This is a genomic window from Immundisolibacter sp., from assembly GCF_041601295.1.
In the GTDB taxonomy this organism is placed as follows: domain Bacteria; phylum Pseudomonadota; class Gammaproteobacteria; order Immundisolibacterales; family Immundisolibacteraceae; genus Immundisolibacter.
The window spans coordinates 1-20,388 of sequence record NZ_JBFIII010000053.1 but is presented as its reverse complement, the minus strand read 5'-3'; the positions used below and the strand labels follow the sequence as shown (position 1 = coordinate 20,388).

The window sequence follows — 20,388 nt, the reverse complement described above, 5'->3', positions numbered from 1 at the left end:
TTGCACGGCGCGTTTGCCATCGGCGTGCTGGCCGGGACTGATCCCGAGCGGCTGATCGCTGCGCGCCGTGGCAGCCCGCTGGTCGTGGGCCTGGCGCCAGACGCCGCGTATCTGGCGTCGGACGCGGCTGCGCTGGTGCCTTTCACCCAGGACATGCTGTTCCTGCACGACGGCGACGTGGCCGAGGTGCGCATCGGCATGGTGCGGGTGCTGGTCGCCAGCGGTCGGCCAGTAGAGCGGCCTCTGCAGCGCAGCAGCCTGACTGCCGCCGCTACCGAGCGCGGAACCTACCGGCATTACATGCAGAAGGAAATCTTCGAACAGCCGCAGGCGATTGCCGATACGCTGGACGGCCGCCTTGGCGAGACGCGGGTATTGGAAGCGGCGTTCGGCATAGACGCTGCTGCGGTATTGGATCGCGTGCGTGAGGTGCGCATTGTCGCCTGTGGCACCAGCTACCACGCTGGTTGTGTAGCCCGTTATTGGTTCGAGGCGCTGGCCGGCGTGCCGTGCCAGGTGGAAATCGCATCCGAGTTCCGCTACCGCGACAGCGTGGTGCCGGCCGATGCCCTGCTGGTGGCAATCTCGCAGTCCGGAGAGACGGCGGACACACTGGAGGCCTTGCGTGAGGCCCGGCGACGCGGTTTTGCGCACACGTTTGCCATTTGTAATGTGCCGGAGAGTTCCCTCACCCGCGAGGCCGATCTGAAACTCATGACCCACGCCGGGCCGGAGATCGGTGTCGCCTCCACCAAGGCCTTCACCACCCAGCTGGTTTCGTTGATGCTGCTGGTGCTGGCGCTCGGTCGTCGGCATCGCCTAGATGCGAACACGGAGACGGCACTGGTCGACGAATTGCGACGCCTGCCGGCGGCAGTCCAGGAGGTTCTGGCGCTGGACGACACTGTCGCCGGCCTTGCAGCGGGATTCTCCGACAAGCATCACGCCTTGTTTCTGGGCCGCGGCATGCATTACCCGGTCGCGCAGGAGGGCGCCCTGAAGCTGAAGGAGATCTCCTACATCCATGCGGAAGCGTATGCTGCCGGGGAGCTCAAGCACGGCCCCCTGGCGCTGGTGGATGCCGACATGCCAGTCGTTGCCGTGGCGCCGAGTGACCCGCTGCTGGAAAAGCTCAGGTCAAATATGGAGGAAGTCCGCGCCCGCGGTGGGCGCCTGCTGGTGTTTGCCGATGCCAAGGCCGGCTTCGACGGCACTGACATCGCACTGGTCGAAATCCCGACCGACGGCATTCAGCACCTGGCGCCAGTGCTCTACACGGTGCCGCTGCAACTGCTCGCCTACCACGTGGCGCTGATTCGCGGCACCGACGTCGACCAGCCACGCAACCTTGCCAAGTCGGTCACCGTCGAGTAGCGGTGCACGCTGGCACGTGACCATTGCCCTGCGGGACCATTGCCGGGTCAGGCGCGGGTGGCCGCCCATGACTCATTGCTCGCGAGGTCCCTGGCCGTGAAGCTGCAACAATTGCGTTACCTGGTCGAGATCGTACGTCGGGATCTGAGGGTGTCGGCCGCGGCGGCGCATCTGTTCACCTCGCAGCCGGGCGTCAGCAAGCAGATTCGCCTGCTGGAGCAGGAACTGGGTGTTGATTTGTTCCAGCGCCGCGGCAAGCAGTTCGTCGGGTTGACCGCGGCGGGCCAGGCGGTGCTCGGCGAGGCCGAGGCAATCCTTGGGCACAGCCAGAACATCCGCCGCCTGACCGGGGACTTTGCCACCCCGGACCACGGTGAGCTGGGCATCGCTACCACCCACACGCAGGCCAGCTTCGTGCTGCCGCCGGTGCTGCGGGAATTTCATCAGCGTTACCCGCGAGTGCGTCTGAATCTGTTCCAGGGTACGCCTCAACAACTGGCGGACCTGGCCGGTCAGGACGACGTGGATCTGGTGATTACCACGGACGAGGTCACGCTGTACCCGCGTCTGGTGTTGCTGCCGGTGTCTACCTGGCGCTACGCGGTGATCTGCCCGGCCGAGCATCCGCTGGCACGGGGCGCGCCGCTGACACTGGCGACAATCGCCGAGCATCCGCTGGTGACCTACAGCTTTGCCTTCAACGGTCATTCGGCGCTGGAGGACTGTTTTCGGGCCGTGGGATTAAACCCGCAGCTGGCGCTGACGGCGGTCGATACGTCGGTACTCAAACGCTATGTGCGGGAAGGACTCGGCCTGGGCCTGATGGCGGCGGACGCCTTCGATCCTGTGCAGGATGCCGGTTTGGTGGCGCGCGATGTCGGCACCCTGCTGCCACAGGGCCGCGTCCACGTGGCGTTTGCTCCGGACCGCCACTTGCGTGGCTATGTCTACGACTTTATCGCGCTGCTGGCACCGCACCTGACCCGGCCGGTGGTGGAGGAGGCCCGTGTCCTGCGCCAGCCGCAGGCTATCGCTGCCCTGATTGCATCCACCGCTCCGGCGGCCATGATCTGACCTCGTCCCGCACGGAGCCCTGCTCGATGAACCCCAACAACTCCATTACCGTGCGCCTGCATCTGCTAAGCCGGCCCGGCCTGCTGGCCGAAGCGCTCAAGGCGGTCGGTGACCAGGGCGGTGACGTCGGCGCCATCGATATCGTGCGCGCCGATGCCGAGCACACGGTGCGCGATGTCAGCATCGACAGCCGCGACGAGGCGCATGCCGAGCGCATCGTGGCAGCCTTGCATGCGGTACCGGGTGTCGAGGTGCAGAGTTGGTCGGACCGCACCTTCCTGCTGCACCTGGGCGGCAAGATCGAGGTCAGCAGCAAAACGCCGGTGCGTACCCGGGATCAGCTATCAATGGTGTACACGCCCGGAGTCGCGCGTGTGTGCCAGGCCATTGCCGCCGACCCTGCGGCGGCCTGGAATCTGACCATCAAACGCAACACGGTGGCCGTGGTCAGCGATGGTTCAGCAGTACTGGGCCTGGGCAACATCGGACCTTACGCGGCCATGCCGGTCATGGAAGGCAAGGCACAGCTGTTCAAGGAGTTCGGGGGCGTGGATGCGTTTCCGATCTGTCTTGCCACGCAGGACACGGAGGCCGTGATCGCCGCCGTGGCCGCGCTTGCGCCCGGCTTCGGGGGCATCAATCTGGAGGATATCGCCGCGCCACGCTGCTTCGAGATCGAGCGCCGCTTGCAGGAGATGCTCGATATCCCGGTGTTTCACGACGACCAGCACGGCACCGCCGTGGTGCTGGCGGCGGCTTTCCTGAATGCCCTTAAAGTCATTGGCAAACACGCCGCAGACCTTAAAGTTGTGGTGGCCGGCGTCGGAGCTGCCGGGACGGCCTGTACCGAGATCCTGCTGGAACTGGGCGTACGGAACATCATTGGGTGTGATCGCGGCGGCGCATTGGCCAGCGGGCGCACCGACCTGAATGCCGCCAAGCGCGCGTACTTGGCCAAGACCAACCCCGACGATGAGGCGGGCAGCCTGCACGAGGTGCTGCGGGGAGCAGATTTCTTCATTGGCCTGTCGGGCCCGAACCTGATCGGCGCGGCAGACCTGGGAGAAATGGCCAAGGACCCAGTGGTTTTCGCCATGTCCAATCCGGATCCTGAAATCGACCCCGCCGTCGCTTTGCCACGGGTCGCCATCATGGCTACAGGCCGCAGCGACTACCCGAACCAGATCAACAACGTGCTGTGTTTCCCCGGCCTGTTCCGCGGTGCTCTGGATTGCCAGGCCCTGCGCATTACCGGCGGCATGAAGCTGGCTGCCGCGCGCGCCATCGCCGACGTCATTCCGACCCCGGCGCTGAGTGCCGACTACATCATTCCAAGCGTGTTCGACCCGGCGGTGGCCCTGGCGGTGGCCGAAGCGGTAAAACAGGCGGCACGCCAAGACGGTGTGGCGCGGCGCTGAGTCGTGGCCACGGCCGGCACTGGCTGGCTCGCTGCAGAATCATTGGAGGGAGAACACCATGAATTTTGCCTACACCCCGGCCCAGCTGGCGCTCGCAGAGGAGCTCGCCGTATTGCTTGGTCGCTTCGAGGCGCCGCCGAAACTGCGTGCTCTGGCCGACGCCGGTATCGCCGCCTTCGATGCCGAGTTATGGCAGGCGCTGGCCGAGCAGCAGTGGCTGGGCCACAGCATGGGCCCTGATCAGCACCACCGCGACCTGGGCACCGAGGAGCAGACACTCGTGGCGTACGAAGCGGGGCGTGCGCTAGCGTCCGTACCGCTGCTTGCAACCTTGCTTGCCGGCCAGGCGCTGAACACGGCTGGGTCCGCGGCATACCAGGATGAACTTGCCGTCGGCGCCTTGCGCGTGGCGCTGTGTCTGCCACCACCGGGCGCCGAGACGCCAGCGGTTGCCGTAAGCGGCGACAAGGCAAGCGGTCGCTTGAGCCCGGTGGCAGATGGCCTGGTGGCCGACGCAGTGTTGTGCGCCGATGCCAAGGGTGATGCCTGGCTGGTCGACTTGCGCCGCCCCACGGCGCGGCGGCGCCAGCTTGCCACGCTGGATCTGGCCCACACTGCCGCCGAGCTGGACATCGATAGCGCCCTGGCGCATCCGCTTGGCCCCGCCGACGGCTTGCGGGCGCGGGCCGCCATTCTCACTGCTTTCGAGCAACTCGGTGGTGCGCAGCGCTGTCTGGATCTGGCAGTCGCCTATGCCAAGGAGCGCTACGCCTTCGGTCAGCCGATCGGCGCCTTTCAGGCAGTCAAGCACAAACTCGCGGCGCTGCACGTCGAGATCGAACTGGCCCGCGCCAATGCCTATTACGGCGCCTCTGCGCTGACCGATGCTGACCCGACAAGCTTGAGTCTGGCTGCGGCACTGGCGCGCGCCAGCGCAACTGACACGTATCTGACAGCAGCGCAGGAGTGCTTGCACATCCATGGTGGTGTTGGTTTTACCTGGGCCTGTGAGGCGCACCTGCACCTGCGCCGCGCCCGCGCGCTGGAGGCAGCGCTGGGCAGCGCCGCCGTATGGCGTGAGGGCCTGGTCGACTCGCCCGTGCTGCTGGCAAGTCTTTGATCGAGGCCTGAATCGGTCCATCCTGGACTTCTCAGGCCACGGAGCCCGACGCGTGTGATTTTCGAACTCCTTCATCCTTGACGCCTTGCCCGGGTCTGAAGACGGTGGCCCATCCGTGTGCCGCAGAACCGACCGGGTTGATGGGACATTTCCGGGAAGCAAAACATGGATTTTCGAGACAGCCCCGAAGAAGCCGCGTTTCGTGATCAGGCGCGCGCCTGGTTGACCGCCAACGCCACGCCGCGCGATCCGGCCCAGGTCGAGCCCGGTGTGTTCGAACACTGGCCAAGTGCCGAGCAGATGCAGGCCGCCCGCGCCTGGCAGCGGCGCAAGTTCGATGCTGGCTGGGCAGGCGTGTTCTGGCCACCGGAGTACGGCGGTCGTGGTGGCACGATCATGCAGCAGATCATCTGGAACCAGGAGGAGCGCCGCGTGGTGACGCCCCCGGCGGTGCTGCTGATGGGACAGGGGCACGTGGGCTACACCCTGCTGTCGCATGGAACACCGGAGCAAAAACAGCGCTGGCTGCCGCCGACCCTGCGCGGCGAGTACGCCTGGTGCCAGCTGTTCAGTGAGCCAGGCGCCGGATCGGATTTCGCGGCACTGGCCTGCGCTGCCACGCGCGAAGGCGACGCCTGGCGCATCCGTGGCGAGAAAATCTGGATATCCGACGGCGCGTATGCCGATTTTGGCTTTCTGGTCACCCGCACGGATCCGGACGGTCCCAAACACAAGGGCCTCACCTGCTTTGTAGTGGATATGCGTGCCCCGGGCGTCAGCGTGCTGGATGTGCGTCACCCGAACGGAGGTTCGCACTTCAGCCATGTGCGTTTCGAGGACCTGCGGGTGGCCGATGCCGACCGCGTCGGCGCGGTCAACGACGGCTGGCGGGTTGCCCTTACCACGCTGATGTACGAACGTTTCTTTGTGGGTGCCTGGGGTTCGTCCGGCGCCTTCGGTGGCCCGCAGTTACGCCATCTGTTGGAACTGGCCGCGAAATGCGAGCGCAACGGTCGATCGGCGCTGCAAGACGGCGCGGTCCGCCAACGCCTTGCCGCGTTTGCCGTGCGCGCCAAGGCGCTGACACATATGAGCTACCGCGTGCTGACCACCGTATCGCAGGGTGGAATCCCCGGGCCCGAGGGCTCCATCGTCAAGATGGAATTCGCCCGTATGTCGCAGGAGATGGCCAATTTCGGCCTGGAATTGATGGGGCCGGAGGCGATGTTGGCAGGTACCGATGCGCCCTGGGACGGCGTTTTTCAGGCCGCGCTGCTGGAGAACCCCTGCATGCGCATCGCCGGCGGTACCGACGAGATTCAGCGCACCATCATCGGCGAGCGCCTGCTGGGTCTGCCACAGGAACAGCCGCCGCCCAAGGGTCTGCCCTTTCGGGACATGCCCCGCGGCGGCGGTTGGCGCTCCCCGCTCGGAGATGATGCGCCTCGCCGGTCCGGCGCCTTTTAGTTAGTGCTAGATCGACCGAGCGCGGGTCGGATTCCAGTCACGCCAGCTGGGTCCGGCGAAGGCCGTTCACGCCGGACCGACGCCTGACGAGTGGGTCGATTCCCGGCCAAAGGGCTTGGCGGGGGCCGTCTCGCCGGGGTATAAAGGCCATCGGTTTTGCCCGTCTGGAACGGGATGATGATGAAAATAAAGCGAATTTCCCTGGTTGCCTTGGTGCTTGTCACGGTGTTTTCCGGGCTGGGCTTGCCAGCACCCGCGCGCGCGGGTGCCCGCGAAGTGCCGCCCGATGCGCTGCGTTGCCTGGCGCTTGCCGTGTACTTCGAGGCCCGTGGCGAACCCCGCGAGGGCAAGGAGGCGGTCGCCTACGTCGTGCTCAACCGGGCTCGCGAAGCCCAGTTCCCCGGCGGGGTGTGCCAGGTCGTACAACAGGGTGGCGAGCAGCGACCGTGTCAGTTCGGCTGGTGGTGCGACGGGCGTAGCGATAAGCCGGCGCCGGGCCGCATGTGGGAGTCGTCCCAGGATGTGGCGCGTGAGGTACTGGCCGGGCAGGTGGAGGACCCCACGCAAGGCGCCCTGTATTTTTTGCGGGTCAAGGCCAGGGAGCCGACCTGGGCTGAGCGCCTGACCCGCCTTGCCCGCATCGGCGGGCACGTCTTCTACCGCTGACAGGTACGCCGCGCCTGCCGCCTGGCAGTGTTCCTGTGTCGCTGCCGGACGGCATGCTTTATCAGCTGCCGCAGTTTCTGTCGGTTGACGATGCCGGCAACTTGCTGACGAATCTGACCGAAGCTCTCGCCTGGCAACAGCACCGTCTGTGGCTGTTTGGTCGCGAGCGGCTGACGCCGCGCCTGTGCGCCTGGTACGGCGATGCCGATGCCCGCTACGCCTACAGTGGCCAGGCGCTGGACCCCCTGCCGTGGACCGCGTCGCTGGAGGACCTGCGCCAACGCATCGAGGCCACGCTCGCTTGCCGCTTCAACAGCGTGCTCGTCAACCTGTACCGTGACGGCGCCGACAGCATGGGTTGGCACAGCGACGATGAGGCGAGCCTGGGGCCCGAACCGGTGATTGCCTCGCTGAGCCTGGGCGATACACGGCGTCTTGTGCTCAAGCATCGACGCCGCGCCGACCTGGCCTCCGTGGATATACCGCTGGCAGCGGGTTCGCTGCTGGTCATGGCCGGGCGGCTGCAAACCCATTGGCGTCACTGTGTGCCTAAGACGCGCCGCCCGGTCGGACCGCGCATCAATCTGACCTTTCGCTTGATCACGCCGGTGGCAGCGCGTATTCCATGATCAGCGGCGCATGGTCTGAAAATCGCTCGGCGGTGTGGATGCGTGCCGAACGTACACAGTCCCGCAGCCCGGGGGACAGGATCTGGTAGTCGATGCGCCAGCCAACGTTCTTGGCCCAGGCCTGCCCGCGGTTGGACCACCAGGTGTATTGATCCGGTTCCTGGTTGACTGCGCGAAAGGCGTCGACCCAGCCCAATTCATCGAACAGCAGATCCAGCCAGGCGCGCTCTTCGGGTAGAAATCCCGAGTTTTTCTGGTTGCCGCGCCAGTTCTTGATGTCGATGTTCTTGTGCGCGATGTTGATATCGCCGCAGATGATCCAGTCGCGGCCGTCATTGCGCATCTGCCGTAGCAATGGCGTCAGGCGCTCCATGACGCTGAACTTCACCTGCTGACGCGCCTCGCTGCTGGAGCCCGACGGCAAGTAAAGCGAGACCACGCTCAAGCACCCGAAGTCCACCTGCAACCAGCGCCCTTCGGCGTCGAAATCCGCCCAGCCCAGGCCTTCCACGACCCGGTCTGGGGTGCGCCGGGTGTAGATACCCACGCCGCTATAACCGGGCTTTATGGCGTCATGAAAAAAGCCCTGGCAGGAGCCCGGTGCTAACATCTCGGCCGAGAACTGCGGGCGCTGCGCCTTGGTTTCCTGCATGCACACGAGGTCGGCGTTTTCGCCTGCCAGAAAATCGGCCACGCCCTTGCGCCACGCCGAGCGGATGCCGTTCAGGTTCAGGGTGATGATTTTCAGCGGTGTGTTCCCCTGCTTTGTCGGTGTGAACCGATCAATTTCAATCGGCCTGGATAAACGACGTGGAAGTCTATCAGCGCGAGTTCTTCGACTTCGCCATCCAAAGTGGCGTGCTTAAATTTGGCGACTTCACCCTCAAGTCAGGCCGTAAAAGCCCGTATTTTTTCAACGCCGGCCTGTTCAACAGCGGCGAGCGCCTGCGCCGCCTGGGCGGCTACTACGCGGCGGCATTAAAGCGCGCGGCGGTTCCGTTCGATATGTTGTTCGGGCCTGCCTACAAAGGTATTCCTCTGGTGGCGGCGACCGCCATTGCGTTGGCCGGCGAGCAGGATCTGGACATGCCCTTCGCCTTTGACCGCAAGGAAGCCAAGGACCACGGCGAGGGCGGCGTCATCGTCGGTGCGCCGCTGGCCGGTGCGGTGATGGTCGTGGACGACGTGATCTCGTCCGGGCTGTCAGTGCAGCACTCGGCGGCGTTGATCCAGAGCGCCGGCGCGCATCTGGCCGGGGTACTGGTGGCGCTGGACCGCCAGGAGCGCGGGCAGGGTGAACATTCGGCAGTAGCCGAGGTACAGGCACGCCATGGCGTGCCGGTGGTTGCGGTGGCAGGACTCCATGAACTCATGCAATACCTTGAAAACGACACGCGGATGGCTGCCCAAGCAGCGGCCATCCGGACCTATCGGGCGCAGTATGGCGTTGCCTGATCGTCGGCGTCGGTTGCTTGCGGTCTGCCTGATGCTGGCGGGCTTCGCTGCCTCAGACGTACTGGCCGCTGGCGGTGGCAGCCTGTACCGCTTTCGCGACGAGGCCGGTCGCATGCACGTGGCGAGCAGTCTGCCGCCGGCCTATGCGCAGACGGGCTACGAGGTACTCGATCGCGACACGCTGAAGGTGCGTTATCGCGTTGAGCCGGCGCTGAGCGCGGAACAATTGAACCAGCAGGCGCAGCGGGACAAGGCGGACGCGACCGCCAAGGCCGCCGCACAAGAGGCTGAAAACGCGCGCGCGCAAACGCTCGCAGCGCAGCAAAACCACGACCGCATGCTGCTGCAGACCTATGCCAGCAGCGCGGACATCAGGCGTCTGCGCGATAGCAAGCTGGAAAGCCACAGTCAGATATTGCGCGCGGTCGAGAACACCATCGGACATCTGCGGCGCAATTTGCAACAGATGGATGCAACCCTGGCCGAGCACAAGGCCGCTGGCCGAGCACCGCCGGTAACCCTGGTCAATGCGCGGGCCAAGACAGCGGCTGACCTGATCGCACAGGAGCAGGCCGTCAGCCGGATCCAGGGCGAGCAGGAGGCCATACGCGCCACGTTTGGCGCCGATATCGAGCGCTACCAACGCCTGACGGGCAAGACCGGTTCATCGGTTACAGCACAACGGTAAGCGTGCCCCTGCCGGCGCTGTCGATGCGTCTGGCCGATGACCATCGTGCAGAGTCTTGCGTGGCAGGCGGCGCGCCGGCCGTGCTTGCGTTCCTGCTAAAGATTTACCGTCAGGCGCCTTGCTGAGTCATCAGGCGCAGCCACTGCCGGTACTGGGTGTGGGTGAAAGTCTCGTCGTCAATGTCGCTGCCGCTGAACTGCGGCGCAAGGTCAATCCCCCGGGCGTTGTCATCGGCACCGGCAGTCACGTGTGTCATGCCCCGGAAATGGCCCTGCAGATACGGTCGGTGTGAGGCCATGAAGCCGCGCTGGCAGGCCTCCATCACCGCCTGATCGTCCGGCGTGGCGAGCCCCGCAGGTCCCAGAAAGTCCTCGAACTGTCGCAGCCGCCGTTCGCGTGCCGCTTTGGGCTCGCCGCGGGGCGCCACGCAGTACACCTCGATCAGGGTCTGATCGACCGACAGCGGATGCACGATGCGTACCGTGGACGAGGACTGGTCCATCAGCAGCAGGTTCGGGAACACCACCAGGTTGCGCACCGCATCGATCATCCAGCGCGCCTTGTCCGGCCCGAATTCACGCGTGATGCGCTCGCGCTGGAAACCCAGCGGGCGGTCGTCGCCGTTGGGCATCAGGCCCCAGTCCATGCTGTGGCCGTTCTCGAACTGGTAGCTGCCACCCGGCAAGCTGGCCATCTGCGTGGGGTCGATGGTCTTGATCGCGCTCGTGGCTTTCTTTTGCCGCTCCAGGATCAGCCCGATGTAGCTGGTGTGAACCGGAAAGAAGTGATAGCCGTCGATGTTCTCCAGCTGCATCTTCCAGTTGGCGCGGCAGGTGTATCGAATGCCGCCGCGGACCAGCTCCAGCCCGTCGGGGGACTGGTCGGCCATGGCATCGATGACCGCGGCGGAGCCGCCCAGGTACTGTTCAATCGGTTCCACGGCCTCGTTAAGGCTGCCGAACACGAAGCCCCGGTATACGCCAATCTTCACCCGCGCCAGATCGTGCGACAGACTGGCGAAGTAGTCCGTGTAGCCGCCGCGTGACTCGGCATCCACGTTCATGCAGCGGCCGCTGCTGTCGTATACCCAACCGTGATACGGGCAGGTCAGGGTGCGTTTGTTGCCGCGCTTGCTGCTGGTCAGCTCGGCCCCGCGGTGCGAGCAGCTGTTCAGGAAGGCGTTGACCCGCCCGTCCTCGCCGCGGGTGACCAGCACCGGTTTGCGGCCGATGCGGGCGGCGACAAAATCGTGCGGGTTCGGGATTTGGCTCTCGTGCGCCAGGTAGACCCAGGTCGACTCGAAGATATTGCGCATCTCCAGTTCGAAGATGGCCGGGTCGGCAAAGATGCGTCGCGCCACCTCGAAGCGGCCCTCGTCCGGGGCGTCACGCACGCAATCCAGGAGGTCGGACAGGTTCAGGCCGTTGCGGTCAGTGATCTGGTCCATAGTGTCTTTCCTGGGTTGTGTCGGGTTGATCCGCGCCAGTTCGCGCGAAGGAAGACGGGCTGGTGAGTTGGTTACAGGTTGTCAGGCCAGGGCAGCGATGATTTCGTCGGCCTTGGCCACGTCGCAGCGCCCGGCCATGCGCTGCACGCTGATGTCGTGTGCCTCCTGGCTGCCGGCGATGCAGCAGTTCTCGGCCAGGATATTGCTGTAGCCGCGGTCGTTGGCATCCCAGGCGGTGGATTCCACGACGGCGTCGGTGCTGACCCCGCTCAGAATGAGATCGGTAATGCCTTGCGCGTCCAGCAGCTCCTGCAGGCCTGAACTGACAAAGGCGCTGAAGATGCACTTGTACACGATCGCCTCGCCGGGCAGCGGTTTTACCAGTTCGGCCGCCTCACCGCCCCAGGTGCCGCGTTTACACACTTTGCCGCCGCTCACCAGCTCAAAGAACCCGCCCCGATGCGGCCAACGCGGCTGCACACCACCTTCAAGATCGATCAGCACATGCACCACCGGCACGCCGTTGGCGCGACAGGCATCCATCAAACGGCGTAAGTTGTTCAGCATGCCGGTCTGCTGGATCATCTGTGCAAACCCAAGCTGGCGTGCCATGGGCGAGTCGATATGCGTGATGTCGTTTTGTACGTCCATAACCAGGAGAGCGGTTTTGGATTTGTCGATGCTGATTGCCATGACTTACTCCAGGAGGACGGTTCAGTGATTGGCCTTATCGATCGTTCGGATTGTAAGCAGTGCCCCAGCCAGGGGCAATCATTGGGGGGGGATCGATGAACGCGTTGCTATGGTTACTGGCGCTGCTTGCGGTCGGGGGCGTCGCTGCCTATCGCCAACTCGGTCGACTGGCAGCCACTTCGGCGCTCGGCGGCACCCTGTTGCTGGCATCGATCAGTGGCGGCTTTCCCGTGCTGTTGGCCCTGGTGTTGTGGTTACTGTGGGGGGCGTTTGCGTTGCTGCTGCACGCCGACGACTGGCGCCGCGAATACGTTACCGGGCGGGTGCTGACGTTTTACCGTCGGCAGCTGCCGCCATTGTCCGACACCGAGCGCGAGGCGATGGCCGCCGGTACCGTGTGGTGGGATCGCGAGTTATTCAGTGGCCAGCCTGACTGGGATCTGCTGGCCGGCTTTGTCGATGCGCCTTTCACGCCGGCGGAGCAGGCATTCCTGGACGGTCCCGTGCCGCGGCTGTGCGCGCTTCTGGATGATTGGCGCATCACGCACCAGGACGCCGATCTTCCCGCTCCGGTGTGGAAATTCATGCGCGAGCAGGGCTTTTTTGGCCTGATCATCCCCACTGAATACGGTGGCCAGGGCTTTAGCCACCGTACCCACTCGGCGGTGGTGATGCAGCTTGCCAGTCGCAGTGTGACAGCGGCCATTACGGTGATGGTGCCCAATTCGCTCGGGCCGGCCGAGCTGCTGCGCCACTACGGCACGCCAGAGCAAAAGGACCACTACCTGCCACGTCTGGCGCGCGGACAGGACATTCCCTGTTTTGCGCTGACCGGCCCACAGGCTGGCTCAGACGCCAGCGCCTTGCCCGATATAGGGGTGGTGTGCCGCGGCTCGCACGACGGACAGGATGTGCTCGGCGTGCGCCTGAATTTCGAAAAGCGCTACATCACTCTGGCGCCGGTGGCGACGGTGATCGGTCTTGCGTTCAGCCTGCGCGACCCGGACGGCCTGCTCGCAGGCCCGGTGGAGCGCGGCATCACGGTGCTGCTGTTGCCGGCCGACGCGCCCGGCGTGCGCAGCGGCGAACGTCACCTGCCGCTCGACGTTCCATTTCAGAACGGTCCCTTGCATGGTGAGAACGTGTTCGCGCCGCTGTCATGGATCATCGGCGGCGAGGCCGGCATCGGTCGCGGCTGGGAAATGCTGGTCAGTTGCCTGTCGGAAGGTCGCGGCATTTCGCTGCCGGCGCTCAGCACCGGTGTCGCCAAAGTCGCCGCCCGTTACACCGGCGCCTATGCGCGGCTGCGCGAGCAGTTCGGCGTGCCGGTCGGCCGTTTCGAGGGCGTGCAGGAGGCGCTTGCCCGTATCGCCGGCAACTGCTACCAGATGGACGCCGCCCGAAGCCTCACCCTGTATGGGCTCGATCACGGCGAAAAGCCGGCGGTACTGACCGCCATCCTGAAGTACCACCTCACCGAGCGTGGCCGGCGTGTGGTCAACGACGCCATGGATGTGCAGGCTGGCAGCGGCGTGATGATGGGGCCACGCAATTTTCTCGCCCGCTACTACCAGGTGATGCCGGTGGCGATCACGGTCGAGGGCGCCAATATCCTGACCCGCAGCCTGATTATTTTTGGCCAGGGCGCGGTGCGTGCGCACCCCTATGTGCTGGACGAGATGCTGGCGGTGCAGGAACAGGACGCCGACCTGGCGGTGGAGCGTTTTGACCAGTTGTTGCTGGGACATGCCGGGTTCCTCCTGGGCAATGCGGCGCGCAGTTTTTTTCTGGGCCTTACCCGGGGGCGCCTGGCGCAGGTGCCGGGGGACGGAGTCAGCGGTCGCTACCAGCAACGCCTGTCGTGGATGAGCGCCGCGTTCGCTTTCAGCGCCGATGTCACGATGTTGCTGGTGGGCGGCGAACTGAAGCGCCGCGAGCGCCTGTCGGCGCGCCTGGGCGATGTGCTGTCCGAGCTGTACCTGGCCAGCGCCGTGTTGCGTCATTTTCAGCAGCAAGACCAGCCGCCGGAAGATCTGCCCCTGGCGCGGTGGGCGCTCGACGATTGCCTGGCCCGTATCGGCACCGCCTTCGACGGCCTGTTTGCCAACTACCCGAATCGCGCGCTGGGCTGGCTCCTGCGCTGGCTGGTGTTCCCTACCGGCCAGCCGCACCACGGTCCGGACGACGCGCTTGGCCAGCAGGTGGCGGAGTTGTTGCTCGCGCCCGGTGACAGCCGCGACCGTCTCACCGACGGCATCTATCTGTCCGAGGACCCGGCCGAGGCCACCGGCCGGCTGGAACTGGCCCTGGCGCAAGCGGACGCCGCCGGACAGGTGCAGCGCAAGCTGCGCGGCGCGCTTAAAAGCGGCGAGCTGGCGGTCGGCGCCGACGAGGACCTGCTCGCGCAGGCCCAGGCGGCCGGTGTGCTCGACGCCGGCGAGGTGGCCCTGCTGGGCGGGTATCAGGAACTGCTGCGCGAGATCATTGCTGTCGATGCCTTTCCCGCCGGCAGCTTCAGGCGCGTCAGTACAACGGCCTGAGCACGGTGAGCACGTTGGGCGCCCGTCACGACCCGATCCCCTGGCGCGAGGCAGGTACCCTGCCTGGTTTGCTGAGCGCCCGCGCAGCCCGCAGCCCCGCCGCGGTGGCTTATCGCTATTTCCACGACGGCGCCTGGCTGGACCTTACCTGGCAGCAGGTAGCGCGGCGCGTCGGGCGGTTCCAGGCCGCGCTGCGCGGCGAGGGCCTGGCGACAGGTGCGCGGGTGGCGGTAATGCTGCCAAACGGCCCGGATTGGGTGTGCTTTGACCTGGCCGCGCTGGCACTTGGGCTGGTGGTGGTGCCGGTCTACCGGGACGACCGGCCGGACAACGCCGCTTACGTGCTGGAACATTCCGGCGCTGCCCTGCTGCTGGTCGAAACTGCTGCGCAATGGCAGGCGCTACTGCCGCACGGGTATCTGGGCGCGCTGGAGCGGGTGGTGCTGGCGCAGGGCGACGCGGATGATGACCGTGTGTTGTCGCTGGACCATTGGCTGCCCGAGCACGGGGAGTTTGGCGTCGAGTGCACCGACGCTGAGGCGCTGGCGAGCATTGTCTACACCTCCGGCACCACCGGCCGGCCCAAGGGTGTGATGCTGAGCCACCGCAATATGCTGTGGAACGCCGCCGCGGCCGAAGCCATGGCGCCGGTCACGCTGGACGACCTGTTCCTGTCCTTCCTGCCCCTGTCGCATACGCTTGAACGCACCATTGGCTACTACCTACCGCTGCTGGCCGGGGCGGCGGTCGCGTTTGGACGGGGCATCCAGCAGCTGGCGGACGATCTGGTCGTCGTGCGGCCGACCGTGCTGGTGAGCGTGCCACGCGTGTTCGAGCGTAGCGCCATCGCCATCCGCGAGGGTATTGGCCAGCGCCCTGGGCCCGTGCAATGGCTATTCGATGCCACGTTAAAACTCGGCTGGCGGGATTTCGAGCGCGCACAAGGCCGGGCTTCTGGTACGCCCCTGCTGGCCACGTTGCCATTTCTGCGCCGACAGGTGGCCCGTCCGGTGCTCGATCGCCTGGGCGGGCGGCTGCGCCTGGCCATTTGCGGCGGCGCGGCCCTGCCGCCGGACGTGGCGCGGCTATTCATCAGCCTCGGCCTGCCGCTGTTGCAAGGCTATGGCCTGACCGAAGCCAGCCCGGTGCTGGCCGTTAACACCCTGGCCGAAAACCGGCCCGACAGCGTCGGCCTGCCACTGCCGGACGTGGAACTGCGCCTTGGCCCAAGCGACGAACTGCTCGCCAAAAGCCCCGGCGTAATGGCGGGTTACTGGCACGACGCCGAAGCCACTGCCGCCGTGCTCGACGCCGACGGCTGGCTGCACACCGGAGACATCGCTGCTCAGCGGGGCCGGCACTGGTACATCACCGGCCGCCTGAAGGACATCATCGTGCTGGCCAACGGCGAGAAAGTGCCGCCGGTCGACATCGAACACGCACTGATGCTCGACCCGCTGATCCACCAGGCGCTGCTGGTCGGCGAGGGGCGCCCGTATCTGGCCGCGGTGCTGGTGCTGCATCGCAAACCATGGGCGGACCTTGCCGTCGGACTGGGTCTGGATGCCAACGCCCCGGCGTCCCTGGCCGATCCGCGTGCCGAACAGGCCGTGCTGGCCAAGGTCGAGACCGCGCTGCATGCCTTTCCGGGCTACGCCCGCCTGCGCCGGGTGCATCTGACGCTGGACGAATGGACCGAAGCCAACGGCCTGCTGACCGCTACCCAGAAGACCCGGCGCGGGCAGTTGATTGACCGGTATCGGGAGGCGGTCGAGGGGTTATATCGGAGGTGAGGCTCGTCGAGGGTGGGAGCCCGTATGGAGCGCAGCGAAATACGGGGAGGTCATCGCCAACGTCCCGGATTCCGCTACGCTTCATTCAGGTTACGATTTTTGATGGTCGGCGGCGCTTACAGCCACGCGCGGGTGCCGTTCGGTTTCTGGCTCGAAGCGCCGATGAACGTGGGGCGCAATCCGTGCGACAAGAGCGGCCACTTTGCACAGTGGCGTTGGTGCAGGCACTGGCCATTCGCGAGATATTGCTACGCCGTACGCGGGCGGGGGATGCTGGCGTTTCTGGTGCTGTGCGCGGTTCTGGCGATCAGTGCCGGTTACGAGCTTGTCGAATGGATGGTAAAACCTACTACCTCAGCCTATAAATTTCGCTATGTTCGACCCGCCCCGCATCACCGAGTGCTTTGTCGCTCATCCTCGCAATAGCTGCGGCTATTGCTGAGGTTCGCTTCGCGCACTCAGCGCACGGATGCGTGTCTGGGCATGTACACAAACTTATAGCTTGAGGTGCTAGGCCGGAGGCAACATCGGCCAGCCAGGCGCTGGCGCGCTACCCGTCCGTCATCGGCACGTTGTATCAGCGTAGATTCTCTGGCCGTGCAGTCTGCATCCGGAGCCAATAAGCATTCGGGGAGGAGTCTCGTGAGCGATGTTTCCGTGGGCATCTGGGACCATGTCGAGCGTCGACCCGGTCAGTCACTGACCGAGCTTTACGAAGGTCGCTGCCAGTTTCTGGAGCTGGCGGATCAGGGGCCATACTGGTGCTACCACGTGGCGGAGCACCATTTCACGCCGCTGGGCATGGCGCCGTCGCCGGCTGTATACCTGAGCGCCTTGATTCAGCGCACTCGGCGCATCCGGCTTGGCTCGCTGGTACATCTGCTGCCGCTGTATCACCCGCTGCGACTGATCGAAGAAATCTGCATGCTGGACCACATGAGCGGTGGTCGGCTGGAGCTGGGGTTCGGTCGCGGCATTTCACCATTCGAACTCGGTCATTACGGCACCCAGTTCCTGCAAGCTCGGGACGATATGGAAGAGGTGCTGGAGATTCTGATCAAGGGGCTGCGCAGCGAGGCCTTGAGCCACGACAGCCGAAATTACCGCTTCCGGAGCGTACCCATGGAGCTGCGGCCCTTGCAGCAACCCAACCCACCGCTGTGGTACGGCATCAATAGCGAACGCAGCCTGCGCTACGCCGCTGGCATGGGAATGAACGTGATCACTGGGGGCCCGAACCAGGCCCTCGCGCCCCAGGCAAGCGTGTACCGGGAATTGTGGCAGCAGGCTCAGGCGGAGGGTAGCAGCCTCAACCCGCAGCTGAAGACCCCGCGCATTGGGGCGTTTCGGCTGGTGTACGTTGCGGAAACCGACGCCCAGGCGCAGCGCAAGGCCCGTGAGGCGTATCCGGTCTTTTACTACAGCCTGCAAAAGCTGTGGCGGGACAATGGCGCCGTCGCGACCCAGTTCCCGCCCGATTACGATCAGCTTGCGGCTTACGACACGTTCATCGTTGGCTCCCCGGCTACCGTGCGGGCGCAGACCGAACAGTTCTTCGCCGAGACCGGCTGCAACTATCTGTTACTGGAGTTCGTCTGGGGCTCCATCGGCCAGGAGGAGTCCATGCAGTCGCTGGCGCTTTATAGCGAGGCGGTTACCGGCCTCATCACTGCCTGAGGCTCGATCGCCGTCCAGCTGAACGCAATCACACAGGGCGCTGCCCGGCCTGTCCCGGCGCCCCACAATAGGCCATGATCCACACGGTGTCTCCCACGAATTCCGACCACCCCACGCCCGCTCAGCCCGGGATGCTGCGCGCATTTCGCCACCGCAATTTCCGCCTGTTTTTCTTCGGCCAGTTGCTGTCGCTGCCCGGCACCTGGATACAGGCCCTGGCCCAGGCGTGGCTGATTTACCGGATGACCGATTCGGCCGTGCTGCTCGGTCTGGCGGGCTTTGCCAACCAGTTTCCGGTGTTCCTGATGGCGCCGCTCGGCGGCGCGGTGGCGGACCGCTTCAGTCGCCACAGGCTGCTGCTTGCCACGGCGGTGGCGTCCGCGGTGCTTGCGCTTGGTCTGGCAGCCCTTACGCTCAGCGGGCGGGTCGAGGTCTGGCACGTGTTTGTGCTCGCGGTTCTGCTGGGCATGGTCAATGGCTTCGACCTGCCGGCTCGCCAGGCATTTACCGTGGAGATGGTGGGTCGGGAGGATCTGCCGAACGCCATTGCGCTGAATTCGTCCGCCTTCAATGCCGCGCGGCTGATCGGCCCGGCGGTGGCAGGCGTGCTGGTGGCCGCCGCCGGAGAGGGCTGGTGCTTTCTGCTGAACGGACTGAGCTACGCCACCGTGCTCGGCGCGCTGCTGGCGATGCGGCTCGAACCGTTCAGCCGACCGGTGCAGACCGGCTCGATGTTGACGCACATCGCGGATGGCGTGCGGTATGTGCGCGGCCACTTGCCCATCCGCAGTCTGTTGCTGCTGCTGGGCATGGTCAGTCTGGCCGGCATGCCGTACGCAGTGCTGATGCCGGTATTCGCGGACCGCATTCTGGGCGGCGGTCCGCAGGGGCTCGGAATCCTCATGAGTTGCGCGGGCGGCGGGGCACTGGCAGGGGCGCTGCTGCTCGCGGCACGGCGCAGCACCCGTGGGCTTGGCAGTTGGGTGCCGTGGGCGGCGTTCGGTTTTGGGCTAGGCCTGGTGTGCTTCTCGCAGTCGCGAAATTTCTGGTTATCGTGCGCCCTGCTGGTGCCGACCGGCTTCGCCATGATGGTGCAGATGGCCTCATCCAACACCCTGCTGCAGATGATGGTGCCCGATGCCCTGCGCGGGCGGGTGATGTCGCTGTACGCGATGATGTTCATGGGCATGGCGCCGTTGGGCGCGCTGCTCGCCGGCAGCCTGGCCGAGGTTGCCGGCGCACCGGCCACGGTTGCCGTTGGCGGCGGCTTGTGCATGCTGGCGGCGTTGTGGTTCGGGCGCCGGCTGCCGCGTATCCGCGGGGTCGTCCGCAGCATGAACATTGCCAGCCAGACGGCCGCCGGCGAACCAACCCAGGACGTTACCGGCGGGGCGCTGGTGGAGCCCGCTTCCAAAGCGGACGGGCGGTCAGACCAGACCGGGCGGTGATCGCGCTTGGCGCGCAGGAGTTTGCGAGCTAGATCAAAGATGATCTGTCCGCCGGAAAAGGCCACAACTGCCCGTTTTTCGCTCAAGCCAACAACTAACAAAAAAGGGCCCCGGATTGCCCCGAGGCCCTTCTTGCTTGGCGGTGGGCCCTCGGGCCCACCGCCTTTTTTGCCCTACTGGCCGAAGCTTGCCGCGGGTACCGGTTTGCCACCGTCCTTGTTCTGGACCAGATTCTTCCGGTGCTGCGCATACGATGACCGCACGAAGGCATAGCGGTCGAGAGCTGCTTGCTCCAGCACCCGGCTGGCGTCGAGCAGGCGGTAGCGGGTGTCGATACCACCCAATACCGCCACGCCCCATCGCACGCCCTCATCGTCGATATAGGTCTGCGGCAGCAGGAAGTAGTTGCCGACCAGGCCAACGCCGTCACGTACGTTACTCGGGCCAAGAATCGGCAGCACCAGATAGGGGCCGGCGCCGATGCCCCAGGCTCCGAATGCCTGGCCGATGTCCTCGCGGCGGCGCTCCAGGCCCCAGCCGGTGGCGACGTCGAAGATGCCGACCACACCGACGGTACTGTTGACCACAAAGCGCCCGACATCCTCGGCGCTGTTCTGGAAGTTGCCCTGCAGCAGGTCGCTGACCGCGACCACCGGCATGAACAGGTTATCGAACACGTTGCTGACGCCGCGTTTGACTGGCTTGGGCGTGATGAAGTCGTAACCCTTGGCCACCGGCTTGATGACGAAGCGGTCGGCCTGTTCGTTGAACCAGAACACGCCGCGATTGATCGGCTCCAGCGGGTCGTTCACCTCGGGGGTGATTTCGCGTTCCCACTCGGCGAAGTCCTCGTCCTCGTCCGCCATCACCGGGCCGGCGAGCAGCCAGCCGAACAGGGC

Annotated in this window: 18 protein-coding genes; 14 read left to right on the top strand and 4 right to left on the bottom strand. The window is 65.5% G+C overall.

Features of this window, described 5'->3' with window-relative positions:
* The 7 genes from glmS to ABZF37_RS08595 form a co-directional block, all read left to right on the top strand.
* A partial coding sequence (glmS, locus tag ABZF37_RS08625) for a glutamine--fructose-6-phosphate transaminase (isomerizing) (protein WP_372718891.1) occupies nucleotides 1–1,374 on the top strand: 1,374 nt, incomplete at its 5' end.
* 96 nt (nucleotides 1,375–1,470) lie between these two features.
* Nucleotides 1,471–2,448 (top strand): LysR substrate-binding domain-containing protein, encoded by a 978-nt coding sequence (locus ABZF37_RS08620; RefSeq protein ID WP_372718889.1) that lies wholly within the window; start codon nucleotides 1,471–1,473, stop codon nucleotides 2,446–2,448.
* A gap of 26 nt (nucleotides 2,449–2,474) precedes the next feature.
* Nucleotides 2,475–3,866, top strand: a complete 1,392-nt coding sequence (locus ABZF37_RS08615; protein WP_372718887.1) for an NAD-dependent malic enzyme — start codon at nucleotides 2,475–2,477, stop codon at nucleotides 3,864–3,866.
* 58 nt (nucleotides 3,867–3,924) lie between these two features.
* The gene (locus ABZF37_RS08610; RefSeq protein ID WP_372718885.1) at nucleotides 3,925–4,986 is read left to right on the top strand and encodes an acyl-CoA dehydrogenase family protein; all 1,062 of its coding nucleotides are present in this window, start codon (nucleotides 3,925–3,927) and stop codon (nucleotides 4,984–4,986) included.
* 165 nt (nucleotides 4,987–5,151) lie between these two features.
* Nucleotides 5,152–6,453 (top strand): acyl-CoA dehydrogenase family protein, encoded by a 1,302-nt coding sequence (locus ABZF37_RS08605; protein ID WP_372718882.1) that lies wholly within the window; start codon nucleotides 5,152–5,154, stop codon nucleotides 6,451–6,453.
* Nucleotides 6,454–6,633: 180 nt separating this feature from the next.
* Nucleotides 6,634–7,119: a cell wall hydrolase gene (locus ABZF37_RS08600; RefSeq protein WP_372718880.1), complete on the top strand. Its 486-nt coding sequence runs from the start codon at nucleotides 6,634–6,636 to the stop codon at nucleotides 7,117–7,119.
* A 53-nt stretch (nucleotides 7,120–7,172) separates the two neighbouring features.
* Entirely contained in the window at nucleotides 7,173–7,748 is a 576-nt protein-coding gene (locus tag ABZF37_RS08595; RefSeq protein ID WP_372718895.1) for an alpha-ketoglutarate-dependent dioxygenase AlkB, read from the top strand.
* Here the strand turns inward: ABZF37_RS08595 and ABZF37_RS08590 are convergent.
* Nucleotides 7,720–8,496 (bottom strand): exodeoxyribonuclease III, encoded by a 777-nt coding sequence (locus tag ABZF37_RS08590; protein ID WP_372718893.1) that lies wholly within the window; start codon nucleotides 8,494–8,496, stop codon nucleotides 7,720–7,722. The two genes, ABZF37_RS08595 and ABZF37_RS08590, sit on opposite strands and share 29 nt — an antisense overlap.
* A 62-nt stretch (nucleotides 8,497–8,558) precedes the next feature.
* Between ABZF37_RS08590 and pyrE the strand changes: the two genes are divergently transcribed.
* Nucleotides 8,559–9,203 carry an orotate phosphoribosyltransferase gene (gene pyrE / locus ABZF37_RS08585; protein ID WP_372718878.1) on the top strand — a complete coding sequence of 215 codons (645 nt, stop codon included), beginning with the start codon at nucleotides 8,559–8,561 and terminating at the stop codon, nucleotides 9,201–9,203.
* A 31-nt stretch (nucleotides 9,204–9,234) separates the two neighbouring features.
* The gene (locus ABZF37_RS08580; protein WP_372718876.1) at nucleotides 9,235–9,891 is read left to right on the top strand and encodes a hypothetical protein; all 657 of its coding nucleotides are present in this window, start codon (nucleotides 9,235–9,237) and stop codon (nucleotides 9,889–9,891) included.
* A 109-nt stretch (nucleotides 9,892–10,000) separates the two neighbouring features.
* Here the strand turns inward: ABZF37_RS08580 and ABZF37_RS08575 are convergent, their stop codons facing one another.
* A complete protein-coding gene (locus tag ABZF37_RS08575; protein WP_372718874.1) occupies nucleotides 10,001–11,338 on the bottom strand; it encodes a Rieske 2Fe-2S domain-containing protein in 1,338 nt (445 codons plus the stop codon).
* Nucleotides 11,339–11,419: 81 nt separating this feature from the next.
* On the bottom strand, nucleotides 11,420–12,031 hold the full coding sequence (locus ABZF37_RS08570; RefSeq protein WP_372718872.1) for a cysteine hydrolase family protein: 612 nt from the start codon (nucleotides 12,029–12,031) through the stop codon (nucleotides 11,420–11,422).
* Nucleotides 12,032–12,126: 95 nt separating this feature from the next.
* Here ABZF37_RS08570 and ABZF37_RS08565 point away from each other — a divergent pair, with 95 nt between their 5' ends.
* The 5 genes from ABZF37_RS08565 (at nucleotide 12,127) to ABZF37_RS08545 (ending at nucleotide 19,489) form a co-directional block, all read left to right on the top strand.
* The gene (locus ABZF37_RS08565; protein ID WP_372718870.1) at nucleotides 12,127–14,571 is read left to right on the top strand and encodes an acyl-CoA dehydrogenase; all 2,445 of its coding nucleotides are present in this window, start codon (nucleotides 12,127–12,129) and stop codon (nucleotides 14,569–14,571) included.
* A 5-nt stretch (nucleotides 14,572–14,576) separates the two neighbouring features.
* Nucleotides 14,577–16,364, top strand: a complete 1,788-nt coding sequence (locus ABZF37_RS08560) for a long-chain fatty acid--CoA ligase (protein WP_372718868.1) — start codon at nucleotides 14,577–14,579, stop codon at nucleotides 16,362–16,364.
* Between the two features lie 24 nt (nucleotides 16,365–16,388).
* The gene (locus tag ABZF37_RS08555) at nucleotides 16,389–16,790 is read left to right on the top strand and encodes a DUF2238 domain-containing protein (protein ID WP_372718866.1); all 402 of its coding nucleotides are present in this window, start codon (nucleotides 16,389–16,391) and stop codon (nucleotides 16,788–16,790) included.
* Nucleotides 16,791–17,006: 216 nt separating this feature from the next.
* Nucleotides 17,007–18,041, top strand: coding sequence for an LLM class flavin-dependent oxidoreductase (locus ABZF37_RS08550; RefSeq protein WP_372718863.1), 1,035 nt, complete (start codon nucleotides 17,007–17,009; stop codon nucleotides 18,039–18,041).
* A 131-nt stretch (nucleotides 18,042–18,172) separates the two neighbouring features.
* A complete protein-coding gene (locus tag ABZF37_RS08545; RefSeq protein ID WP_372718861.1) occupies nucleotides 18,173–19,489 on the top strand; it encodes an MFS transporter in 1,317 nt (438 codons plus the stop codon).
* Nucleotides 19,490–19,662: 173 nt separating this feature from the next.
* On the opposite strand, the gene ABZF37_RS08540 is transcribed toward ABZF37_RS08545, so the two are convergent.
* Nucleotides 19,663–20,388, bottom strand: a 726-nt coding sequence (locus ABZF37_RS08540) for a VacJ family lipoprotein (protein ID WP_372718859.1), incomplete at its 5' end; no start/stop codon positions are given.

Bases quoted from the DNA above. Each gene is read 5' to 3' on its own strand.
- ABZF37_RS08615 (WP_372718887.1), top strand. From the start codon at position 2,475: ATGAACCCCAACAACTCCATTACCGTGCGCCTGCATCTGCTAAGCCGG.
- ABZF37_RS08610 (WP_372718885.1), top strand. From the start codon at position 3,925: ATGAATTTTGCCTACACCCCGGCCCAGCTGGCGCTCGCAGAGGAGCTC.
- ABZF37_RS08605 (WP_372718882.1), top strand. From the start codon at position 5,152: ATGGATTTTCGAGACAGCCCCGAAGAAGCCGCGTTTCGTGATCAGGCG.
- ABZF37_RS08600 (WP_372718880.1), top strand. From the start codon at position 6,634: ATGAAAATAAAGCGAATTTCCCTGGTTGCCTTGGTGCTTGTCACGGTG.
- ABZF37_RS08595 (WP_372718895.1), top strand. From the start codon at position 7,173: ATGCTTTATCAGCTGCCGCAGTTTCTGTCGGTTGACGATGCCGGCAAC.
- ABZF37_RS08580 (WP_372718876.1), top strand. From the start codon at position 9,235: ATGCTGGCGGGCTTCGCTGCCTCAGACGTACTGGCCGCTGGCGGTGGC.
- ABZF37_RS08575 (WP_372718874.1), bottom strand. From the start codon at position 11,338: ATGGACCAGATCACTGACCGCAACGGCCTGAACCTGTCCGACCTCCTG.
- ABZF37_RS08570 (WP_372718872.1), bottom strand. From the start codon at position 12,031: ATGGCAATCAGCATCGACAAATCCAAAACCGCTCTCCTGGTTATGGAC.
- ABZF37_RS08565 (WP_372718870.1), top strand. From the start codon at position 12,127: ATGAACGCGTTGCTATGGTTACTGGCGCTGCTTGCGGTCGGGGGCGTC.
- ABZF37_RS08555 (WP_372718866.1), top strand. From the start codon at position 16,389: ATGGAGCGCAGCGAAATACGGGGAGGTCATCGCCAACGTCCCGGATTC.
- ABZF37_RS08545 (WP_372718861.1), top strand. From the start codon at position 18,173: ATGCTGCGCGCATTTCGCCACCGCAATTTCCGCCTGTTTTTCTTCGGC.